A 21,167-nucleotide genomic window follows, 5' to 3' on the forward strand; every position below is an offset into this window, starting at 1 on the left:
GCTCCGGAGCCATCTCCGGAGCCGGGCGCTTTCTTGTTGCGAATGACGCTGTGCCCTGCCGGCTTCCTGGAATGCGCTCGCCTAGTGCGCCTTCGGAACCCGGTGAAGCACGACGGCGGCAAGCACCGCAGCTCCTGCCAATAGGACCAGCGCGATCCCCGCGGTGATATGCACCCCGGAATCGAAAGCCGCACGCGCTGAGGCGCGGAGTGCTTCCGCGAGCGGTGCGGGCAACGTGCCCGCGAGCTCCATGGCACCGGCCAGGGTCTCGCCCGCCTGGTGAGCGCCGGATCCGGATGTGGCCGCTGCGAGACCGGCGGGTACCAGCAGGTTGTGCTGGTACGAAGCAGTCAGGATTGAGCCCAGGACGGCCGTTCCCAGCAGCGATCCCACTTCGTAGCCCGTCTCGGAAATGGCGGCTGCGGCGCCTGACTTCTCGGCGGGAACAGCGCCCAGGATGAGGTCGTTCGAGATGGTCTCGGCCGTTCCCACCCCCAGTGCCAGGATGAGGAGTGCTCCCAGCAGGAGGGCCGGGCCGGCGCTGTGGTTACCGAAGGCCACGAGCCCGTGGCCGGTTGCGCTCAGGGCCAGCCCACCGGCCACGACAAAGCCCGGACGGACCTTCCGCACCAGGGGTACTGCCACCAGTCCGGCCACCACCGTTGCCACGAGGGCCGGGATCATGGCCACGCCGGAGGCGGACGGCGTCATGCCCTCCAGTAACTGCAGATGCTGGGCGAGGAACAGGATAAAGCCGTTGAAAGAAAACAGCGCCAGGACGTTTGCCGTGATGGCCGTACTGAAAACCCTGTTGCGGAACAGGGACATGTCCAGGAGGGGGCTCGCCAGCCGCAGTTGCCGGCGGACAAAGACGAATCCCATGGCAAGGCCAAACCCTATGACGAGCAGCGGAAGCGTCCCTATGCCTTCAGTGGCAAGTTCTTTGATGCCATAAACAACGGGCACCATCACCAACAGGGAAAGCAGGATGCTCGGCACGTCAACCCGCCCGGGGTGTGGGTCCTTGGACTCCGGGATGAAGGCGGGACCGAAGGCCAGGAGGGGCAGCATGATGGGTACGGCGACCAAAAGGATGGCGCCCCACCAGAACTGCTCCACCAGCCAGCCACCGAAGATCGGCCCCAGCGCGGCGCCGCCGGAAAAGCCGGCCGCCCAGATGGCCACGGCCAGCCGGCGCCGGTTGGGGTCCGGGAAGATATTGCGGATGAGGGACAGGGTGGACGGCATCAGCATGGCCCCGAAGAATCCCAACGCCGCCCTGCCGGCTATGAGCCACTCGGGGCTCGGGGCGAATGCTGTGGCCGCCGAGACTGCCGCGAAACCGACACTGCCGACCAGCAGCAGCCGCCGGCGTCCAATCCGGTCACCCAGGCTGCCCATGGCAACCAGCAGCCCGGCAAGCACGAGGGGATAGGCGTCCACAATCCACAGCAGCTGGACGCCTGAGGTCTCCAGGCTTCTCGCGATGGCAGGCAGCGCAAACGTCAGCGCCGTGTTGTCCACGGCAACCAGGAGTACCGGAAACATGAGCAGCCCCAGAGCGAGCCAGTCCCGCCACTGCCCGGAAGTGCCGGCGGGTATTGATGCGGTGGTGGGTGGCGTGCTGCGGGTGTTCTGGCGGGAGGTTGCGGACGTGGTCATGACAATAACTGTACCGTCTGGACGGTATAGTTAAGAAATGGGGGACCCTTAGGATGCATGATTGGACCCATGGCCAGAAAACCCGTCGCGCGAGATGCCGTCCTCGACGCCTTTGAAGAACTCCTCATCGACGTCGGGGAGCGTGCTGCCACCCTCGATGCAGTTGCCAAAAAGGCCGGGGTGTCCAAGGGCGGCCTGCTGTATCACTTTCCGAACAAGGAAACGCTGATCACCGCAACCCTTGAGCGCCTGGACCGCCTGGCCGGTGAGGACCTTGCGGCCATGGCGGCAGCGCCTGAGGGTGCCGCGGCGTACTTCATCCGGTCCTCACTCTGGTCGGACACCCCCATGGACCGTTCGTTTGTTGCCGCCACCCGCCTGGCCGAGGTAGCCCACGAGGAGGCCCGCCGTCGTTTCGCCGCCATCCAGCAGCAGTGGCTGGAGTTGATCGGGGCGGACGTTGGCAAGGCGATGGCCAAGGCCGTGCTGTACATGGGGGACGGCTTGTACTTCAACGCCATGTGGGAGAGCGGGCCGTCCGGCAATGCAGACGGCAGGCAGGGTGACGTTGCCGAACTCCTCGCAGCGGTAGAGCGGCTGAGGGGCTGAGTGGCGCCAGGCCGGTCCAAAGTGGTGATGCGGTCACCATTTGCCCGAAAGCCTGCGGCATAGGACAATTGGTGATGGCTGTCACCGGCCAAATCTCAATCCCAAATGAATAAGCCTTTGATCTGCGGCGGGAGAGTTCTGCTAGTAGGTACAAGCAGGCGCCGTAGGAGCAAATCCTCCCCAGGAATCTCTCAGGCCCATGTACCGCCGCGGCGAGGCAACTCTGGAAAGTAGCAGGCTGTCCGCCTGAGGTGTCCCGGTTCGTTCCGGAACACCCGGACCGGTCTGCTCACCGACGGTGCAAGTGTTGTCCCGCAGCAGCGGAACCGCACGGAAACTCTCAGGTCCAATACAGAGCGGGGAGGAACCCGAATCGATGTGGCGTACCCTCGCCGCCTGAATTATGGAGTTCCTTGTGACCGTCTATCCGGCCTCCGCCGCCCCAGCTACCGCTACTTCAGCCTCTGCGCCCTTTGTTGACAGGCACATCGGTGCCCGCCGTGAGGCTGACGTCGACGCCATGCTTAAGGCCGTCGGCTACGACACCGTCGATGCGCTGGTAGACACCGCGGTTCCGAAGGACATCCGCCAGGACTCCGCGCTGGAACTCTCAGCAGCCTTGAGCGAGGTTGAGACGCTCGCCGAGCTGCGCAGGATCGCCGCCAAGAACAAGACCGCCGTGCAGATGATCGGCCAGGGCTACTACGACACCGTGACGCCGCCGGTGATCCGCCGCAATATCCTCGAGGGCCCGGCCTGGTACACCGCGTACACGCCCTACCAGCCGGAGATCTCCCAGGGCCGTCTTGAGGCGCTGCTGAACTTCCAGACCATGGTCCAGGACCTCGTGGGCCTTCCCATCGCCAACGCGTCCCTGCTGGATGAAGCCACCGCCGTGGCTGAAGCCGTGCTGATGATGCGCCGGGCCAACAAGAACAAGGACGCCCGCGATGGCAAGACCGTCCTGGACGCCGACTGCCTGCCGCAGACCATCGCCATCGTGAAGGGGCGTGCTGAGGCACTGGGCTTCGAGGTGGAGGTCGCTGACCTTTCCAAGGGCCTGCCCGACGGCGTCATCAACGGTGTGGTGCTGCAGCAGCCAGGTGTTTCCGGCCGTGTCTTCGACCACTCCGCCGTGATCGCCGACGCCAAGTCCCGCGGTGCCCTGGTGACCGTGGCCGCGGACCTGCTGGCACTGACCCTCATCACGCCTCCCGGCGAGCAGGGTGCCGACATCGCCGTCGGCTCTGCCCAGCGCTTCGGCGTCCCGCTGTTCTACGGCGGCCCGCACGCCGCCTACATGGCAGTGCAGAAGGGCCTCGAGCGCTCCATGCCGGGCCGCCTCGTTGGGGTCTCCAAGGACAACGCCGGCGTGCCGGCCTACCGCCTGGCGCTGCAGACCCGTGAGCAGCACATCCGCCGCGAGAAGGCCACGTCCAACATCTGCACCGCGCAGGCACTGCTGGCCATCGTGGCCTCCATGTACGCCGTGTACCACGGTCCGGACGGCCTGAAGGCGATCGCGCAGGCCGCCCACCACCACGCTAGGACCCTCGCAGCGTCCCTGAAAGCCGCCGGCCTGGACGTGCTCCACACCAGCTTCTTCGACACTGTCACCGTTTCGGTACCGGGCAAGGCCGCCGCGATCGTCGCCGCCGCCGAAGCCAAGGGCATCAACCTGCGCAGCATCGATGCCAACACTGTTGGCTTCTCCACCGATGAAACCACGACGCCGGCAATCGTCGATGACGTACTGGCCGCCTTTGGTGCCGAGGCTGTTGACGCGGCCGCTGGCACCGACCCTGCGTTCGAGCTGGATGCCGCCGTCGAGCGTTCCTCCGACTACCTCCAGCACCCCGTGTTCAGCACCCACCGCTCCGAGACCCAGCTGCTGCGCTACATCCGCAAGCTTTCGGACCGGGACCTCGCGCTGGACCGCACCATGATCCCGCTGGGCTCCTGCACCATGAAGCTGAACGCCACCGCCGAGATGGAAGCGATCTCCTGGCCGGAATTCGCCTCCATCCACCCGTTCGCGCCCGACTCCCAGACCGAAGGCTGGCGGGAACTGATCGCGGACCTCGAGTCCCAGCTGACCGAGATCACCGGCTACGACCAAGTATCCATCCAGCCCAACGCCGGTTCCCAGGGTGAGCTCGCCGGCCTGCTGGCTATCCGCGGCTACCACCGCTCCCGCGGGGACGAACAGCGCAACATCTGCCTGATCCCAGCTTCGGCGCACGGCACCAACGCGGCCTCGGCCGTCCTGGCCGGCATGAAGGTGGTTGTGGTGGCCACCGCCGCCGACGGCACCATCGACCACACCGACCTCTACGCCAAGATCGAGGCCCACAAGGACGCACTGTCCTGCATCATGATCACCTACCCGTCGACGCACGGTGTCTACGACGCCGACGTCCGCGAAGTCTGCGACGCCATCCACGCCGCAGGCGGCCAGGTGTACATCGACGGTGCCAACCTGAACGCCCTGGTGGGCCTGGCCCAGCCCGGCAAATTCGGCGGCGACGTCTCGCACCTGAACCTCCACAAAACCTTCTGCATCCCGCACGGCGGCGGCGGACCCGGTGTGGGCCCGGTCGCCGCAAAAGCACACCTGGCACCGTTCATGCCGGGCAACGCTGCCACCTGGACCGAAGGCGACGACGTCCCGATCTCAGCCTCCCGCTTCGGCTCCGCAGGTGTCCTGCCGATTTCCTGGGCCTACGTGAAGCTCATGGGCGGTGCTGGCCTGACCGAGGCCACCAAGTCGGCACTGCTCGCGGCCAACTACATCGCGGCCCGCCTGAACGACTTCTTCCCGGTGCTGTACACGGGCGAAGGCGGACTCGTGGCGCATGAGTGCATCCTTGATCTGCGTGAGCTGACCGCCCAGACCGGCGTCACGGCCGAGGACGTGGCCAAGCGCCTGATCGACTACGGGTTCCACGCCCCCACCCTGGCATTCCCCGTGGCCGGGACACTCATGGTGGAGCCCACCGAGTCCGAGGACCTGCACGAGATCGACCGCTTCATCACGGCGATGATCGCCATCCGGGCCGAAATCGACCAGGTGGCCCACGGCGACTTCACCGTCAACGACAGCCCGCTGCGCAACTCCCCGCACACGGCTGCCGCCGTCATCAGCACCGACTGGGACCGTGCCTACCCGCGCGAACAGGCCGTGTTCCCGGTGGCCTCGCTCAAGCAGGACAAGTACTTCCCGCCCGTGGGCCGCATCGACGGAGCCGCCGGCGACCGGAACCTGATCTGCTCCTGCCCGCCGCTTTCCGAGTTTGAAAACTAAGGACTCCACGATGACTGAGAACTACACCGCGCTCTACGAAGAGCACAAGAAACTCGGCGCCTCCTTCACCGACTTCGGTGGCTGGCAGATGCCGCTCAAGTACAGCTCCGAACTGGCCGAGCACCACGCCGTCCGCAGGGCGGCAGGCATCTTCGACCTCTCCCACATGGGCGAAGTCTGGGTCACCGGCCCCGATGCCGCAGCGTTCCTGGACTACGCGCTGGTGGGCAAGATCTCCGCCATGGCCGTGGGTAAGGCCAAGTACTCGCTGATCTGCAACGAGGACGGCGGAATCATCGATGACCTCATCACGTACCGCCGTCCTGCCGCAGAAGACGGCACAGACCGCTTCCTGGTGGTCCCCAACGCCGGCAACGCCAAGACTGTGGCAGCTGCGCTGGCCGAGCGCGCTGCCGGCTTCGACGTCGTGGTGGACGACGTCTCCGCCGAGACGTCCCTGATCGCTGTCCAGGGACCTAAAGCGGAGGAACTCCTGCTACGTCTGGTCCCTGCCGCCCAGCACAACCTGGTCACGGAGCTCAAGTACTACGCCGCCGTCGAGGTCCCGTTCCTGGTGGCAGGTGCCGGCCAGGAGTTGCTGCTGGCCCGCACCGGCTACACCGGCGAGGACGGCTTCGAGATCTTCGTGGCCAACGAGGACGCCGCCGCGCTTTGGCAGGCCATCGTCGCCATCGCGGACGAAGGGGAACTCGTGCCTGCAGGCCTCGCCTCCCGCGACTCGCTCCGCCTCGAAGCCGGCATGCCGCTCTACGGCAACGAACTCTCCCTGGAGGGCGACCCCTTCGCCGCCGGCCTGGGACCCGTCGTCGCGCTTTCCAAGGAAGGCGACTTCGTGGGCAAGGCGGCGCTCGCCGCCAAGAAGGAAGCCGGTGCCGGAGCCACCACCGGCCGCAGGTTGGTTGGCCTTAAGGGACTCGGGCGCCGGGCCGGCCGCGGACATTACCCAGTCCTCAAGGACGGCGCCGTGGTTGGCGAAGTCACCTCCGGCCAGCCCTCGCCCAGCCTGGGCTACCCGGTGGCCCTGGCCTACGTCGACGTCGCTTTCATGGAGCCCGGCACTGCCCTGGACATCGACCTCCGAGGCAAGACCGAGCCCTTCGAAGTCGTGGCATTGCCGTTCTACAAGCGCCAAAAGTAGTCCGCGCCACCCGACGTTCTCTCAGTTTTCAAAACCAAACTAAGGAAATAACACATGGCTAAAGTTGCCGCAGAACTGCAGTACTCCGACGAGCACGAGTGGGTTGCCCGCGAGGACGGGAACCTCGTGTCCATCGGCATCTCCGCCGTGGCCACGGACGCCCTCGGTGACATTGTGTACGTGGACCTGCCCGAGGTCGGCTCGACCGTGACCGCGGGGGAGACCTGCGGCGAGGTGGAATCCACCAAGTCCGTCTCCGACCTCTACTCCCCGGTGACGGGCGAGGTCACGGAAACCAACCCGGCCGTCGTCGAAGATCCCGCACTGATCAACAGCGACCCGTATGGCGCCGGCTGGCTGTTCAAGGTGGCGGCCGAGTCTGACGGCCCGCTGCTCTCCGCGCAGGACTACGCGTCCAAGAACGGCGGCGAGCTGTGAGCCCGGCAACGTCAGAAACCGCGGAGTTTACGCAGGTCGTTTCCCCGTCACTGGACGCGGACCTGTCCGTCCTGGACCCGGAGATCGCGGCCAAGATCGACGACGAACTGGGCCGCCAGCGCGACGGCCTGGAAATGATCGCCTCGGAGAACCACACCGCGGTGGCTGTCATGCAGGCGCAGGGCTCGGTCCTGACCAACAAGTACGCCGAGGGCTACCCGGGCAAGCGCTACTACGGCGGCTGCGAGCACGTCGATGTGATCGAGCAACTGGCTATCGACAGGGTTAAGGCCCTCTTTGGCGCGGAGTTCGCCAACGTGCAGCCGCACTCCGGTGCGCAGGCGAATGCCTCGGTGATGCACGCGCTGATCAAGCCGGGCGACACCATCATGGGCCTGAACCTTGCTCACGGTGGCCACCTGACCCACGGCATGAAGATCAACTTCTCCGGCCGCCTGTACAACGTGATCCCGTACCAGGTCCGCGAGGAGGACCACCGGATCGACATGGCCGAGGTGGAGCGCCTGGCGCAGGAGCACAAGCCGCAGCTGATCGTCGCCGGCTGGTCCGCATACGCCCGGCAGCTGGACTTCGCAGAGTTCCGCCGGATCGCCGATTCCGTGGGCGCCTACCTGATGGTGGACATGGCGCACTTCGCAGGGCTCGTGGCCGCCGGGCTGCACCCCTCGCCGGTGCCGCACGCCCACGTCACCACCTCCACCACGCACAAGACCCTCGCCGGTCCGCGCGGCGGCATCATCCTGACCAACGACGCCGCGATCGCCAAGAAGATCAACTCGGCCGTGTTCCCGGGCCAGCAGGGCGGGCCGCTGGAGCACGTCATCGCAGGAAAAGCCGTGGCGTTCAAGATCGCCGCGTCCGCCGAATTCAAAGAACGGCAGGAACGCGTCCTGGCCGGTGCCCGGATCCTGGCCGACCGCCTGGTCCAGCCAGACGTCACCGCCAAGGGCATCAACGTGATCTCCGGCGGCACCGACGTGCACCTGGTCCTGGTGGACCTGCGCAACTGCGAACTTGACGGCCAGCAGGCCGAGGACCGGCTCGCGGAGATCGACATCACGGTCAACCGCAACGCCGTGCCGTTCGACCCCCGCCCGCCGATGGTCACCTCCGGGCTGCGCATCGGCACCCCGGCGCTGGCCACCCGCGGCTTTGGCGAAGCCGCCTTCCGTGAGGTCGCGGACATCATCGCCGAGGCTCTGAAGGCCGACGCCGGCACGGACCTTACGGGCCTGCGTCACCGCGTAGAGGCCCTTGCTGCAGCCCACCCGCTCTACCCCGCGGTCGCCAACCTCGCCTGAGTGCCTCGTTGCGGCTGGGTCCGCGCCGGCGGACCGGACTTTTCACGCGTGCTGCTCCTTCGTCGCTTTGACGCACGCTTTCGAAAAGCCCGGCTCCGCCGACGCTCGCGGTCCCGTCGCCCTGGCGACATGCTCACGCAACCCCACCACTTACCTAGTTAGGAACTGACCATGGCTGTTGGTGTCTTTGATCTTTTTTCGATCGGGATTGGACCTTCCAGTTCACACACTGTGGGTCCCATGCGGGCTGCTGCTGTGTTCGCAGAGGAGCTTCAGGCCTCAGGGAAGCTGGGGGACGTTGCGAGCCTGCGGGTTGACCTGTACGGCTCCCTCGCCGCGACGGGCCACGGGCACGGGACGATGACGGCGATCCTTCTCGGCTTGGAAGGCTTCCATCCCGAGAAGATCCTGCCTGACGAGGTGGAGGAGCGGCTGGCTGCGATCGCTGAGACGGGAACGCTTCAGTTGGCCGGTGCTGGCGGTGGGAACGGTGTTCCCCTGCCCTACGGCGTGAAGGACATGGTCCTGCGCCCGCTGACCATCCTGCCGCGGCACACCAACGGCATGACCTTCACCGTTTCGGACTCTGACGGCGAAATCCTCCACAGCGCCACTTTTTTCTCAGTGGGCGGCGGCTTTATCGTCCGCGAGGGCGAGGAGGACGCCGCGCTGAAGGAACTGGACGAGTCCAAGAAGGAACTTCCGCTTCCGTTCCGGACAGCGGCCGAACTGCTGGGCCGCTGCCAGTCCAAGGGCCTGTCCATCGGTGAGGTCATGTTCGTCAACGAACGCGCCTCCCGGTCCGAGCAGGAGATCCGCGCAGGGCTCCTGCACATCTATTCGGTGATGGAAGGTTGCGTGGAAACCAGCCTCAAGCGCGAAGGGCTGCTGCCCGGCGGACTGAAGGTCCGCCGTCGGGCCCCCGACTGGCACGAACGTCTCCTGAAGGAAAGCCGGGACCACGATCCCGACTACCGGGACCCCAAGTACTGGCAGGAATGGGTAAACCTGATCGCCCTAGCCGTCAACGAGGAGAACGCCTCCGGCGGGCGGGTGGTCACCGCCCCGACCAATGGTGCCGCCGGCATCATCCCGGCTGTCCTGTACTACGCGCTGCACTTCGCCCCAGGGATGGAGAACGCCACTCAGGAAGACCGCGACGACGTCGTGGTGAAGTTCCTGCTCACGGCCGGCGCCATCGGGGTGCTGTACAAGGAACAGGCGTCCATTTCCGGCGCCGAGGTGGGTTGCCAGGGCGAGGTGGGGTCGGCGTCGTCCATGGCCGCCGCAGGCCTGGCCGAGGTGATGGGCGGGACACCGCAGCAGGTGGAGAACGCCGCGGAGATCGCCATGGAACACAACCTGGGCCTCACCTGCGACCCCATCGGAGGGCTCGTACAGGTGCCGTGCATCGAACGCAACGCCATCGCTGCTGCCAAGGCCATCAACGCGGCGAAGATGGCGCTCTGGGGTGACGGCTCGCACCGCGTGTCCCTCGACGAAGTCATCGTGACCATGCGCGAAACCGGCAAGGACATGAGCTCCAAGTACAAGGAGACCGCGATGGGCGGCCTGGCCGTCAACGTTGTTGAATGCTAGTTATGCAGCGCCGCCCAGAGATTCAGGGATGACGCAAACACGATCCAGGTGATGTAGGGCAGCAGGAGTAGTCCTGCTGCCGTGCTGATGGGTCCGAACCGGAGCACCGTGAAAGCCACAGCCACGATCAAGGCAAGGATGATCGCGAACGCCAGCCACAGCGCAGTGGTGCCCAGCACAGGGTAGAGGCCAAAGAAAACCGGGGTCCACAGCAGGTTGAGGATCAGCTGGATACCGTAGGTGACCAGCGCCGGCCTCGACTCCGGCACACGGCGGCGCCACACCAGCCAGGCGGCCACGGCCATGGCCGCGTACAGCAACGTCCAGACCGGACCGAAAACCCCATTGGCCGGCGTCCACGGAGCTTTGTCGGCGGTGACGTACCAGCCGTTGACGTTGTTTACGGTGGCAAAGGCCCCCAGCCATGCCACCAGTGCTGAGGCTCCCAGGAAGATGGCGAGTGCCACAATCTGCGTGCCCGGTCCGTAGTTTCCTGCGGGGTTGCCGGAGCGGGGCGTGGACTCTTCAGGGTGCGGCTCCATGCGTCAACCCTTACGAAGCGTGGACCCCGAGTCAAGGCGGCCACGGACGCGCGGAAAAGCCCGTACCGGTTCAGGCTTTAGACTTGTGGCTACATGTCTGCCCGCAGCCACACGTACAGAACCGCGCACAAGACCAACAGACAGGACACGCCCCCTTGCGAGAATTCACCGCCCGCTTTGCCACAGGCGAGGAAATTGAGAACTGGGACAAGCACGTCACTGCGAACCCGAACGGCGGCAATATGCTGCAGTCTGCGGCCTACGCTTCGGTGAAGAACGGCAACGGTTGGGCTGTCCGCTTCCTGGTCCTGGAGAACAGCGGAACCGCCAGCTACAACCTGGTCCTGGAGAAGAAATTCCCGGTGCTGGGCCGTCTCTGGTACCTCATCAAAGGGCCCGACGTCCGGGCCGCGGAGGACCTCAAACCGGCCTTGGCCGCCTGTGCCGAATTTGTGAAAGCACGGAAGCTGAACGTTTTCGCCATCAAAGTGGAGCCGGACATCGTCGCCTCACCGGAAGCCCGGGCTGAGCTGGCTTCCGCCGGCCTGGTGAAGGCCCCCAACATCCAGTCGAACGACTCCACAGCCCTGCTGGACATCTCCGCGCCGGAAAACGAGGTGTTCCGGTCCATTTCCTCACGTGCCCGCAACGCTATCCGCCGGGCAGAGCGCGAGGGCTGTGAAGTGGTCCAGCGGGAGCAGGGCCCGGAGACCTACCGCGCCCTCTATGACCTGATGGCCAACACCGTCAAAGCCAAAGGGTCCATGCCCCTTCGCAGTTATGAGTACTACGCCCGGTTCTGGGACGAGTTCTGTGACCGTGGCCAAGGCAGCTTCTTCTTCGCCTACGAGGACGGGAAACCGAGCGTGGGCGCCTTTGTAATCAACTATGGGGCAAAGGCGACGTACAAAGACGGCGGGTCCACCCAGAACCGGAAGCAGTACGGTGATTCGCACCTGGTCCAGTGGGCCGCGATCCGCAGGATGAAGGAGCTCGGCTGCGCCGAGTATGACTTCTGCGGCACCCCGCCCGCGGACAGGATCAAGGACAAGTCCCACAACCTTTACGGCATGGGCATGTTCAAAACCAGCTTCAGCAAAACAGTCACGGACTTTGTGGGCTGCTACGACTTCGTCCTCGCACCCGTCCGGCACCGGCTCTGGGTCAAGGGCGCCGAGCGTGTTTTCCGGCGCCTCGAAACCATGCGTACCGGCAACCAGTTCTACTGAGCCGCCACACACCACCGTCCACAACATCTCAGCGCTGCCACCATTCGGCAGCACATCCACAGGTGAGGAACTTTCCCGTGAATTCAACCAAGGCCGCGACCGAGCTCGAGTTCGCTATCCTCAGCGACGCCGACTTCGAGGCCTTTTCAGTCAGCCACCCGCAGAACAACTTCATCCAGTCCGCCGACTTCGCCCGGTTCCAGCGCGCCCGCGGGCAGGCAGTGGAGCTGTTCGGAGTCCGTCGTGATGGCGAACTGGTGGCCGCCGGCAAACTGAACTACACCACCAACCGCTTCGGGTACACAGTGTGCGAGTGCGCCAAGGGGCCGCTGATGGACTACACGGACTCCACCCTGGTGCGTGACGTCGTCGAACTCCTGAAAACCAGGGCAGCGGAACGCAAAGCCGCTGAGCTGCGGATCTCCCCGAACCTTCCCTTTGTCGCACGCGACGAGGACGGGGCCGAACACCCAGAGATCACGGACAACCGCCCGCTGGTAGCAGAGCTTGCGCGGCTCGGATTTGCCCACCAGGGCTCGGACATGAACTTCGCCAACGTGAACTGGATGTTCATTAAGACCCTCGACGGCGTCACGGACGCCGAAGAGCTCATCATGGGCACCAGCTACCGCACGCGCAAAGCCATCCGGAAGGCCGAAAAGAACGGCGTCTTCCTGGAACAGGCCACCCTGGAAACCCTGGACGAGTTCTACGACGCCCTGAGCACGGCCGGCGACGAAAAGGGCTTCATCTACCGCGAACGCGAATACTACGAGCAGCTGCTGCGGACCACTTCGTCCGAGTTCACCAAGCTCATGATGGCCAAGATCGACATCCCCGCGTACCGCAAATCCATCACCGAACGCCTTGAAGCCGAGACCGCTGCGGCGGCCGAACTCCGCCGGGAGGTCGAAGAGACCGGCAGCAAGAAGAAGGCCAACCGCCTCAAGGTGGTACAGGACCTCGTCGACAGCTATGAGCGCAGCCTCAAGGACATTGAGCGGTTCCCGGATTCCGTTGGCGTGGCAACGGTGGCGGCCATCCACTTCGTCTGCTTCGGCGACGAGCTGGTGTGCGTCATCGGCGGCACCAAACAGGACTATATCTACTTCAACGGGGCCACCTCCCTCTACTGGGGCATGATGCTCCATGCGCTGGAAAAGGGCTACAGCCGCTACAACTTCTACGGCACCTTCGGCATCCAGGGACAGGACGAGGAAGGCCACGGCGGCTACGCCTTCAAGAAGGGTTTCGGCGGTGAGGTGGTCCAGCTGCTGGGCGATTTCGTGATGCCGGTGCGGCCCTTGGTTTTCCAAGCCAACAGGATCGCCCGGGCCGCGGTGGCAATTGCCCGCACGCTGCTGGGCAGGCTCCCGCTGAAACGCCAGGCTTCCGGCGAAGAACCAGCCCCCGCCGAAAACACCGCGTAAAGACCACGATAAGCACCCCCGGAAGAGGACCAGCGTGACAGATCGACCCGGGGATCCCCGGAACAGGCCTCACACTGACGGCCTGCCGAAGACTGAGCCACTTTCCCCCTCCCAGGTCCGGCAGAACGCCGCGGCAAAGCGGATGCTGCGGCGCCTGGTCCAAGGGGAGAACCCACCGACGGCGCCGCTGAGTATCGTGGACAGGCTCGCAGGCAGCCCGTACGCCAACCCCATGATCCAAGTGGGAGGCGTGGACACTTCCGCCCGCAAGACCCTGGACTTTGCCCTGCACCTGGCCGAAACCATGTTCCGTTATGGCGCCGGCGCATTGGAAGTCGAGACGAGCATCATCGCCGTGACGGCAGCCCTGGGGCTGAAGAACATCGAAGTGGACATCACCAACCAGTCGGTCGGGATCAACTACGCGCCCAAAGACCAGACGCCCATAGCCCTGTTGCGCGTTGTGCGGTCCTGGACCAACAACTACGCCGGGCTGGCCAAGGTCCATCAGCTCGTTACGGACATCGTGGCCGGGGGAGTGGGCCGGGACGAGGCAATCCGCCGGCTCGATGAGGCCATCACCAGCCCCAAGCCCTTCCCACGTTGGATGGTGACCGTGGCCTTCGGCGTCTTCGCGGCAGCATTCGTTGGCGTACTGGGTGGCGGTCCCGTGTCCTCAGCTATCGCCTTTGTGGTCAACATCGGCGTGAGCCTGCTGTCGCGCCAGCTGGGCCGTTGGCGAGTACCTGACTTCTTCACTACCGCGACGTGTTCGTTTGTGGTGACTTTCATGGCACTGCTGCTGTGGCAGTTCAACCTCACCACCGCGCCGGCCATCGTGGTGGTGGGCGGTATCCTGCTACTGCTGCCCACGGGCCGCCTGGTGTCCTCGGTGCAGGACGCGATCAACGGCTTCCCGGTGACGGCCGCCGGAAGGTTCCTGTCCACAGTCCTGATCTTCGGCGCCCTCGTGGCAGGCATTGCCGTCGCGTTGGTGGTCGGTTCCATGACGGGGATGCAGGAAATCGACGTCACGGAAACATTCAGCCCCGCCTATGACCTGTGGGTGCTGGTGGTCCTCACGGCCCTGGCTGTCATGGCCATCGGGGTCACCGAACAGACGGCGTGGAAGCTGCTCCTGCCCACCGCTGCCGTGGGCGTCGCCGGGTACCTGGTGCTTCTCGGCGCCAGCTCGCTGGGGATCAGCGACAGGTTCTCGCCGGCGTTGTCCGCCGTGGTGATCGGTCTGCTGGCCCGGGTGGTGGCATTGAAGATGGGTGCGCCCCAGCTGGTGGTCGCCGTGCCGGCGGCGCTGATCCTGCTGCCGGGCCTGACGATCTTCCGGTCCATGTATGTCCTGTCCATCGAGGAATCCGAGATCCTCCTGGGCGCAGGGGGCATGCTGAACGCCGGCGCCATCGTGCTCGGCGCTGCGGGCGGGATCGTCCTGGGCGACACCCTGGCCAGGCCGTTGACGCGGAGCCTGGCCAGCAACGAGCGCAGGCGCGCCCGCCGCCGCTAACGGGGCTAAATCTGCCCGATGGGCAGTTTCTTCTCGGCCTGGAAGTCATCTTCGACCCGGCCCGCGGCCCAGTAACCGGACAGCGAAACCTGCTTGCGGTCCAGGCCCTGCTGGACAAAGAACACCTCGCGCAGGCCCTTCATGTAGCCGCGCTCGCCATGGGCAAAGACGTCGACCTTGCCGACGGCGGGCCAGTCGGCGTTAGCGACTGCCGACACCAGCAGGTCACCGGTGCCGGCCGGTGCGCCGTTGCGCCGGAGCCACGTGAGCTTGACACCGGCAGGGGCTGCGATGGGCTGGATGTCGGCGTCGGAGTCAACCTCGAGGAAAGCCACGCCCTGTGCCTCCGTTGGCAGGGCTTCCAAGGAGGCCGCGATGGCGGGCAGGGCGGCTTCATCGCCGGCGAAAAGGTACCAGTCGGCGTCGGGCGCCGGGTTGTAGGCGCCGCCGGGACCGGTAAAGGTCAGCGGGTCGCCGGGCCGGGCGGAGGCCGCCCACGGGCCGGCCAGTCCTTCGTCGCCGTGGATCACAAAGTCGATGGCCAACTCCTGTGCCACGGAGTCCACCCACCTGACGGTGTAGGTCCGGGTGAAGGGCCACTGCTCACGGGGCATGGTCTCGCGGATGGTCCACAGGTCCAGCGGCTGGGCGTAGTCAACGCCTGCCTGGGGGAACACGATCTTCACGTAGCGGTCAACAAAATCGTTGTTGACGTAGTCGGCGAAGCCGTCGCCGCCGGCAACGATCCTGACCATGTGCGGCGAAAGCTGCTCGCGGCGGACCACGGTGAGGTTGATTTGGGGACGCGACTTTTTGGTGGCGCTGGTGGCAGCGGGAACGGTGCTCATAAGGCAAGCCTAAGCTAAGGGAGTGGCGGGAGTTCCCAGGTTACGCCAGGGCTTCCTTGCTCGTTCAGCAGCGCATTGGCTTGGCTGAACGGCCGGGAACCGAAGAAACCGCGCGACGCCGACAATGGGCTCGGGTGCGCGCTGGACACTACCGCGGCGCCGGGCAAAAGGGGCCGGACTGCCTCCGCGTCCTTGCCCCACAGCACAGCCACCAGCGGAAATGCGCTGCCGTCAGCTTTCCGTCGCCCGGCCACCGCGGTGACTGCCGCCGTCGTGATTTTCTCCCAGCCCTTTCCGCGGTGGGAACCCGCGGCTCCGGCACGCACGCTCATGACCCGGTTCAGGAGCAGCACGCCCTGGTCCGCCCAAGCGCTGAGGTCGCCGTGCACGCGCGCCGGTACTCCCACATCGGCCTCGAGCTCCTTGTAGATGTTTGCCAGGCTGCGCGGAATGGGACGGGTCTGCGGGGCCACAGCGAAGGACAGGCCGACGGCGTGCCCCGGGGTTGGGTACGGGTCCTGCCCCAGGATCAGTACCTTGACGTCCGCCAGCGGCTGCCGGAACGCGCGGAGGACATTCGACGGCGACGGCAGCACCTGGTGCCCGGCCGCGACGTCGTCAGCGAGGAACCTCAGTACGGCACGCAGGTCATCTTCCACCCCGGCCAGGGCAGCGGCCCAGTCGGCGGCCATCAGTTCGTCCAGTGGCAATACAGCCATCTCGGCATAACCGACGGGCTCCGCCGCTTCCGGCTCCAGCTCGAACAGGGGTTCCGAATCAAACACGCCCCCATTGTCTCAGTACTCCCGTTTGTCTACTGCCAGCCCGTTGCGGCGTAAATGACAACGCTGTTATTCGTCCGTAACATGGGGGTGAGACTTTTAACCTTATCCAGCGAAGGAGTATGCCGTGGCGGAACCAGCCCGGGAACACCTGGCAGAGCCTGGCGAGCGTGGCTCCCTGCTGGCTGACTTTTCGCTCCGGGACTCGCCGCTCGGCGAGCGGGAGCAACAGATGCTCGCCCTTGAGCGGCAGTGGTGGAAGTACGCCGGTGCCAAGGAACAGGCCATCAGGGAACTCTTCGACCTGTCAGCTACGCACTACTACCAACTGCTCAACGCGCTGATCGACTCCGAGGATGCGCTCGCGCACGATCCCATGCTCGTCAAGCGATTGCGTAGACTACGTACGTCGCGACAACGGGCACGCACCGCACGTCGCCTGGGTTCGGACGCGTAACTTCGCTCGTGCTGAGCCATCAGCAACAATCAACAAGGATGTCTCTCCACTATGACCAGATACGCTCGGGATGAATTCGACAAAGTTCCGGAGGCTGCCTCCCGCCAGGGCGTCCACCGTTCAGCTTCGGCACCGTCCAGGCCCCGGCTATGGCCCATGCTCGCCGTGGGCGTTGTGGCACTTGCCGTCGGCCTGGTCTCCTTTCTGATCCTGCCTCAGCTGGGATTCACCCAAGCCGGCAGCCAGGCGTCCACCAGCGTGGAGTCATCTGCCCCCTCTGAGGCTGCCTCTCCCTCTGCCAGCGCTGAACCTTCCGCAACTGCAGAGCCCACGGCCAGCGCCGAGCCCTCACCGAGTGGCGAACCTGAGCCGAGTCCCACACCCTCCGCCGCGGCCTCCCAGGCCGCCGTGAACAAGACCCAGGGCCTGGCGGTCTACAACGCCGCCGGAACAGCCGGCCTGGCGGGCAGGGTCAGCTCCACCGTACAGGCGGACGGTTGGACCCTCGGCCAGGTAGGAAACTGGGGTGGCGCACCCCAGCAGACGTCGGTAATTTTTTATGCTGGTCCGGCACAAAGGGCCAACGCGGAGGCCCTCTCCGAACTCCTGAACATTCCCACGATGGTCGACAGCGCCGACTTCCAGGTTCCGCTGGTGGTTGTGCTGGGGCCGGGCTTCCAGTAAACGGGTTACACCTGAATAACTATTGAACACCGACGCGGCCCTGTGCCTCGGCTCGTCCGGGGACCATTGGCTAGAGTGATTTCAGGCTTCGGTCCGTAACGAGCGGCACACAGTGGCGTGGGCCTTACGGACGCTACTGAAAGAGTGGGCATCATGGCACTGGGAACCGTGAAGTGGTTCAACGCTGAAAAGGGCTACGGCTTTATTACGGTGGACGGCTCGGGTGACGACGTCTTTGTCCACTGGTCCGCCATTCAAGGCGAGGGATACCGCGCACTCGATGAGGGGCAGCGGGTGGAGCTTGAAGTCGGCGAAGGCGAGAAGGGCCCGCAGGCAGAAAGTGTCCGGCCGGCAGAGTGAAGTCCGTAAGTTTCCGATCTTCCTTGGTCCGTGTCCCCGCATCGGCGGCCCTCCTTCTTGGGCTGGCCGGGTGTGGGGCTGCTGCTGGGAATGCCCGCCTTGACTCCGTTGAAGCCTCCGGCGATGGAACGCTGCGCGTTGGCGTGATCCTGGACAGCACCGGAACGCGGGACTTCCTCAGTGGCTCGCAGCTGGCCGCGGCAAAACTGGCCGTGCAGGAAATCAACGCCACCGGCGGGCACAAGGGCAAGCCCATTGAATTGTTGCCCCGGGCCGCCGGCGACTCCGGCGCGCAAGCCATGGAGCTGGCCGCGGCCAAGGCCGACGTCGTGATTGGACCCACTGATTCCAGCAACGCGGCTGCTGCCATTGACGTTCTCTCCGCCGCGAAGATTCCACTCATTTCACCGGCCAATTCGGCGGCAGGGCTGAGTAAGTACAAAAGCGGCGGCTACTACTTCCGGACTGCACCGGCCGACGTCGCCCAGGCTTCGGTGCTTGTGAAGCTCGCCAAAGACGGGGGCGCGAAGAGCCTGGCGATCGTCCACCAGGACAGCAGCTACGGCAAGGATGTTTCCGCAGCGGTGGCCAGTGCGGCCAAGGACGCAGGCGTGGAAACCTCCAGCACGTCAGCGTTCGAGCCCGGCGATGCCCAACGGGCCGCAGCTGCTGCCCGGAAAGCGGCCCCGGATGCAGTGGTGCTCATTGCGCGGGATGGCGCCCAGGGGGCCATCGCTGAGCTGAACAACGCTGGACTGTCCGGCAGTAAAGTCATCCTCAGCGACGGCGCTTTCGCCCAGTATGGTTCCGGGTTGGGGTCAAAAGCGCTCGACGGCGCACGGGCAGTGGTGCCCGGCGTATTCCCCTCCGCGGACTTCCAGGCCCGCCTGCTGGCGGTCGATCCTGGGTTGAAGGACACCTCTTTCGCCGCTGAGACGTACGACGCCGTGACGCTGGCTGTCCTGGCGGCCGCGGCAGCCGACGACGACGCCGGCCGATCAATAGCCGCACACCTCATAGCTGTCTCCGGAGGCACGGTCCCCGGCGCGGAACCGGCGAAGGCCGCACCCTGCCAGTCCTATAAGGACTGCGTGTCAGCGCTGAAGACCGCAGGTGCCGCGAACTACGACGGCCAATCCGGTCCGATCGGCTTCGACGCCAACGGCGACATCACCTCTGCGAACTTTATGGTGTTCACGTACGGAGCTGACAACAGGGCAAAGCTCAGCGGTCGTGAATCCGCGGGTCGGGCCGCAGGCTGATCGCCGGGAGCGAAACGAGGCCCCGCAGGCACTGGTTTTCGGGACTATTCGCTTGCACTCTCACCTATGGAGTGCTAATTATTGACTTAGCACTCTTACGTACCGACTGCTAAAGCGACGCCCGGCTCAGGCCGGTTACGAAGCCCAGGCGCCGGTCGAGGAGCGAAAGAAATACTTACTGGAGTGAGATCGGGAACCTGAGGCGTACAGAGGCCGAGGGCGAAGGATCGTCCGTCGCGGGCACTTCGGTGGGTTCATTCTTAACGTCTGTCCCGAAAGGACTACTGCCGTTATGGCCAAGATCATTGCATTTGATGAAGAGGCACGCCGCGGCCTTGAGCGGGGCCTGAACATCCTCGCCGACGCCGTTAAGGTCACCCTCGGCCCGCGTGGACGCAACGTCGTCCTCGAAAAGAAGTGGGGCGCCCCCACGATCACCAACGATGGTGTTTCCATCGCCAAGGAGATCGAGCTGGACGATCCTTACGAGAAGATCGGCGCCGAGCTGGTCAAGGAAGTTGCCAAGAAGACTGATGACGTCGCTGGCGACGGCACCACCACGGCCACCGTGCTCGCCCAGGCACTGGTTAAGGAAGGCCTGCGCAACGTCGCGGCCGGCGCCGATCCGCTGTCCCTCAAGCGCGGCATCGAGAAGGCTGTAGAAGCCGTCACGGTGGAGCTGCTCGCTTCGGCCAAGGAAATCGAAACCAAGGAAGAGATCGCCGCCACGGCTTCCATCTCTGCCGGTGACGACGAAATTGGTGCCCTCATTGCCGAGGCCCTGGATAAGGTCGGCAAGGAAGGTGTTATCACCGTCGAGGAGTCCAACACCTTCGGCCTGGAGCTTGAACTCACCGAAGGCATGCGCTTCGACAAGGGTTACATCTCCGCGTACTTCGTCACCGACACCGATCGCCAGGAAACGGTCCTCGAGGACCCGTACATCCTGATCGTCAACTCCAAGATCTCCAACGTCAAGGAACTGGTTGCTGTCCTGGAAAAGGTCATGCAGTCCAACAAGCCGTTGCTGATCATTGCCGAGGACATCGAGGGCGAGGCCCTGGCCACCCTGATCGTCAACAAGATCCGTGGCACCTTCAAGTCCGTCGCCGTCAAGGCTCCGGGCTTCGGCGACCGCCGCAAGGCTCAGCTGGCCGACATCGCCGTTCTGACCGGCGGCCAGGTCATTGCCGAGGAAGTTGGCCTCAAGCTGGAGACCGCTGGCCTGGAACTCCTGGGACGCGCCCGCAAGGTTGTTGTCACCAAGGATGAAACCACCATCGTTGAAGGTGCCGGCGACGCCGACCAGATCGCTGGCCGCGTTTCCCAGATCCGCGCCGAGATCGAAAACTCCGATTCCGACTACGACCGCGAGAAGCTGCAGGAACGCCTGGCCAAGCTGGCCGGCGGCGTTGCAGTCATCAAGGCCGGTGCCGCAACCGAGGTTGAGCTCAAGGAACGCAAGCACCGCATTGAGGACGCTGTCCGCAATGCAAAGGCTGCCGTTGAAGAAGGCATCGTCGCCGGTGGTGGCGTTGCACTGATCCAGGCTGGCGCCAAGGCGTTCGCGAACCTGAACCTGACCGGTGACGAAGCAACGGGCGCCAACATCGTCCGCGTTGCCATCGACGCCCCGCTGAAGCAGATTGCCTTCAACGCTGGCCTTGAGCCGGGCGTTGTTGTGGACAAGGTCCGCGGCCTGCCCGCAGGCCATGGCCTGAACGCTGCAACCGGCGAATACGTCGACCTGCTTGCTGCCGGCATCAATGACCCCGTCAAGGTGACCCGCTCTGCCCTGCAGAACGCGGCCTCCATCGCCGGCCTGTTCCTCACCACTGAGGCTGTCGTGGCCGACAAGCCGGAGAAGAACGCTCCGGCCATGGGTGGCGGCGACGACATGGGCGGCATGGGCGGCTTCTAGTCTCCAAGCGCCCGGAATACGTTCCGCGCAAACAATG

General features: G+C 65.0%; 18 protein-coding genes and 1 riboswitch. Of the genes, 14 read left to right on the forward strand and 4 right to left on the reverse strand.

Features of this window, described 5'->3' with window-relative positions:
* Positions 1 to 81 precede the first annotated feature (81 nt).
* Positions 82 to 1,662, reverse strand: a complete 1,581-nt coding sequence (locus tag ACFC25_RS11510) for an MFS transporter (protein WP_337346312.1) — start codon at positions 1,660 to 1,662, stop codon at positions 82 to 84.
* Positions 1,663 to 1,731: 69 nt separating this feature from the next.
* Here ACFC25_RS11510 and ACFC25_RS11515 point away from each other — a divergent pair, with 69 nt between their 5' ends.
* The 6 genes from ACFC25_RS11515 (at position 1,732) to ACFC25_RS11540 (ending at position 10,093) form a co-directional block, all read left to right on the forward strand.
* Positions 1,732 to 2,271 carry a TetR/AcrR family transcriptional regulator gene (locus ACFC25_RS11515; RefSeq protein ID WP_376045263.1) on the forward strand — a complete coding sequence of 180 codons (540 nt, stop codon included), beginning with the start codon at positions 1,732 to 1,734 and terminating at the stop codon, positions 2,269 to 2,271.
* Between the two features lie 118 nt (positions 2,272 to 2,389).
* A riboswitch (glycine riboswitch) is annotated at positions 2,390 to 2,488 on the forward strand.
* A 186-nt stretch (positions 2,489 to 2,674) separates the two neighbouring features.
* Complete coding sequence (gene gcvP / locus ACFC25_RS11520) at positions 2,675 to 5,575, forward strand: aminomethyl-transferring glycine dehydrogenase (protein ID WP_376045264.1); 2,901 nt, start codon at positions 2,675 to 2,677, stop codon at positions 5,573 to 5,575.
* Positions 5,576 to 5,585: 10 nt separating this feature from the next.
* Positions 5,586 to 6,734, forward strand: coding sequence for a glycine cleavage system aminomethyltransferase GcvT (gcvT, locus tag ACFC25_RS11525; protein ID WP_376045265.1), 1,149 nt, complete (start codon positions 5,586 to 5,588; stop codon positions 6,732 to 6,734).
* Between the two features lie 54 nt (positions 6,735 to 6,788).
* Positions 6,789 to 7,172: a glycine cleavage system protein GcvH gene (gcvH, locus tag ACFC25_RS11530; RefSeq protein WP_376045266.1), complete on the forward strand. Its 384-nt coding sequence runs from the start codon at positions 6,789 to 6,791 to the stop codon at positions 7,170 to 7,172.
* Entirely contained in the window at positions 7,169 to 8,494 is a 1,326-nt protein-coding gene (gene glyA, locus ACFC25_RS11535; RefSeq protein WP_337350398.1) for a serine hydroxymethyltransferase, read from the forward strand. Before gcvH ends, glyA begins: the two co-directional genes overlap by 4 nt.
* Positions 8,495 to 8,665: 171 nt before the next feature.
* Entirely contained in the window at positions 8,666 to 10,093 is a 1,428-nt protein-coding gene (locus ACFC25_RS11540) for an L-serine ammonia-lyase (RefSeq protein WP_376045267.1), read from the forward strand.
* Here ACFC25_RS11540 and ACFC25_RS11545 read toward each other — a convergent pair.
* Positions 10,090 to 10,635: a TspO/MBR family protein gene (locus ACFC25_RS11545; protein ID WP_376045268.1), complete on the reverse strand. Its 546-nt coding sequence runs from the start codon at positions 10,633 to 10,635 to the stop codon at positions 10,090 to 10,092. The genes ACFC25_RS11540 and ACFC25_RS11545 overlap by 4 nt on opposite strands.
* 155 nt (positions 10,636 to 10,790) lie before the next feature.
* Here ACFC25_RS11545 and ACFC25_RS11550 point away from each other — a divergent pair, with 155 nt between their 5' ends.
* The 3 genes from ACFC25_RS11550 (at position 10,791) to ACFC25_RS11560 (ending at position 14,816) form a co-directional block, all read left to right on the forward strand.
* Positions 10,791 to 11,864, forward strand: coding sequence for a lipid II:glycine glycyltransferase FemX (locus tag ACFC25_RS11550; RefSeq protein WP_376045269.1), 1,074 nt, complete (start codon positions 10,791 to 10,793; stop codon positions 11,862 to 11,864).
* Between the two features lie 77 nt (positions 11,865 to 11,941).
* The gene (locus ACFC25_RS11555; RefSeq protein WP_376045270.1) at positions 11,942 to 13,294 is read left to right on the forward strand and encodes a peptidoglycan bridge formation glycyltransferase FemA/FemB family protein; all 1,353 of its coding nucleotides are present in this window, start codon (positions 11,942 to 11,944) and stop codon (positions 13,292 to 13,294) included.
* Between the two features lie 34 nt (positions 13,295 to 13,328).
* Positions 13,329 to 14,816: a threonine/serine exporter family protein gene (locus ACFC25_RS11560; RefSeq protein ID WP_337346322.1), complete on the forward strand. Its 1,488-nt coding sequence runs from the start codon at positions 13,329 to 13,331 to the stop codon at positions 14,814 to 14,816.
* Positions 14,817 to 14,821: 5 nt separating this feature from the next.
* Here the strand turns inward: ACFC25_RS11560 and ACFC25_RS11565 are convergent, their stop codons facing one another.
* Entirely contained in the window at positions 14,822 to 15,664 is an 843-nt protein-coding gene (locus ACFC25_RS11565) for a siderophore-interacting protein (RefSeq protein ID WP_376045271.1), read from the reverse strand.
* Between the two features lie 14 nt (positions 15,665 to 15,678).
* Positions 15,679 to 16,449, reverse strand: coding sequence for a uracil-DNA glycosylase (locus ACFC25_RS11570; RefSeq protein ID WP_376045272.1), 771 nt, complete (start codon positions 16,447 to 16,449; stop codon positions 15,679 to 15,681).
* A gap of 124 nt (positions 16,450 to 16,573) precedes the next feature.
* Here ACFC25_RS11570 and ACFC25_RS11575 point away from each other — a divergent pair, with 124 nt between their 5' ends.
* From ACFC25_RS11575 to groL, 5 genes are all read left to right on the forward strand, one after another.
* Positions 16,574 to 16,903, forward strand: a complete 330-nt coding sequence (locus ACFC25_RS11575; RefSeq protein WP_337346325.1) for a DUF3263 domain-containing protein — start codon at positions 16,574 to 16,576, stop codon at positions 16,901 to 16,903.
* Positions 16,904 to 16,954: 51 nt separating this feature from the next.
* Positions 16,955 to 17,587 (forward strand): LytR C-terminal domain-containing protein, encoded by a 633-nt coding sequence (locus tag ACFC25_RS11580; RefSeq protein WP_376045273.1) that lies wholly within the window; start codon positions 16,955 to 16,957, stop codon positions 17,585 to 17,587.
* Between the two features lie 153 nt (positions 17,588 to 17,740).
* Positions 17,741 to 17,947: a cold-shock protein gene (locus ACFC25_RS11585; protein ID WP_337346327.1), complete on the forward strand. Its 207-nt coding sequence runs from the start codon at positions 17,741 to 17,743 to the stop codon at positions 17,945 to 17,947.
* A gap of 23 nt (positions 17,948 to 17,970) precedes the next feature.
* Entirely contained in the window at positions 17,971 to 19,209 is a 1,239-nt protein-coding gene (locus tag ACFC25_RS11590; protein ID WP_376045274.1) for an ABC transporter substrate-binding protein, read from the forward strand.
* 292 nt (positions 19,210 to 19,501) lie between these two features.
* On the forward strand, positions 19,502 to 21,130 hold the full coding sequence (gene groL, locus ACFC25_RS11595; RefSeq protein ID WP_337346328.1) for a chaperonin GroEL: 1,629 nt from the start codon (positions 19,502 to 19,504) through the stop codon (positions 21,128 to 21,130).
* The last annotated feature ends 37 nt before the right edge of the window (positions 21,131 to 21,167 follow it).

The sequence above is a fragment of the Pseudarthrobacter sp. NPDC055928 genome (genome assembly GCF_042270935.1).
Taxonomy (GTDB): domain Bacteria; phylum Actinomycetota; class Actinomycetes; order Actinomycetales; family Micrococcaceae; genus Arthrobacter.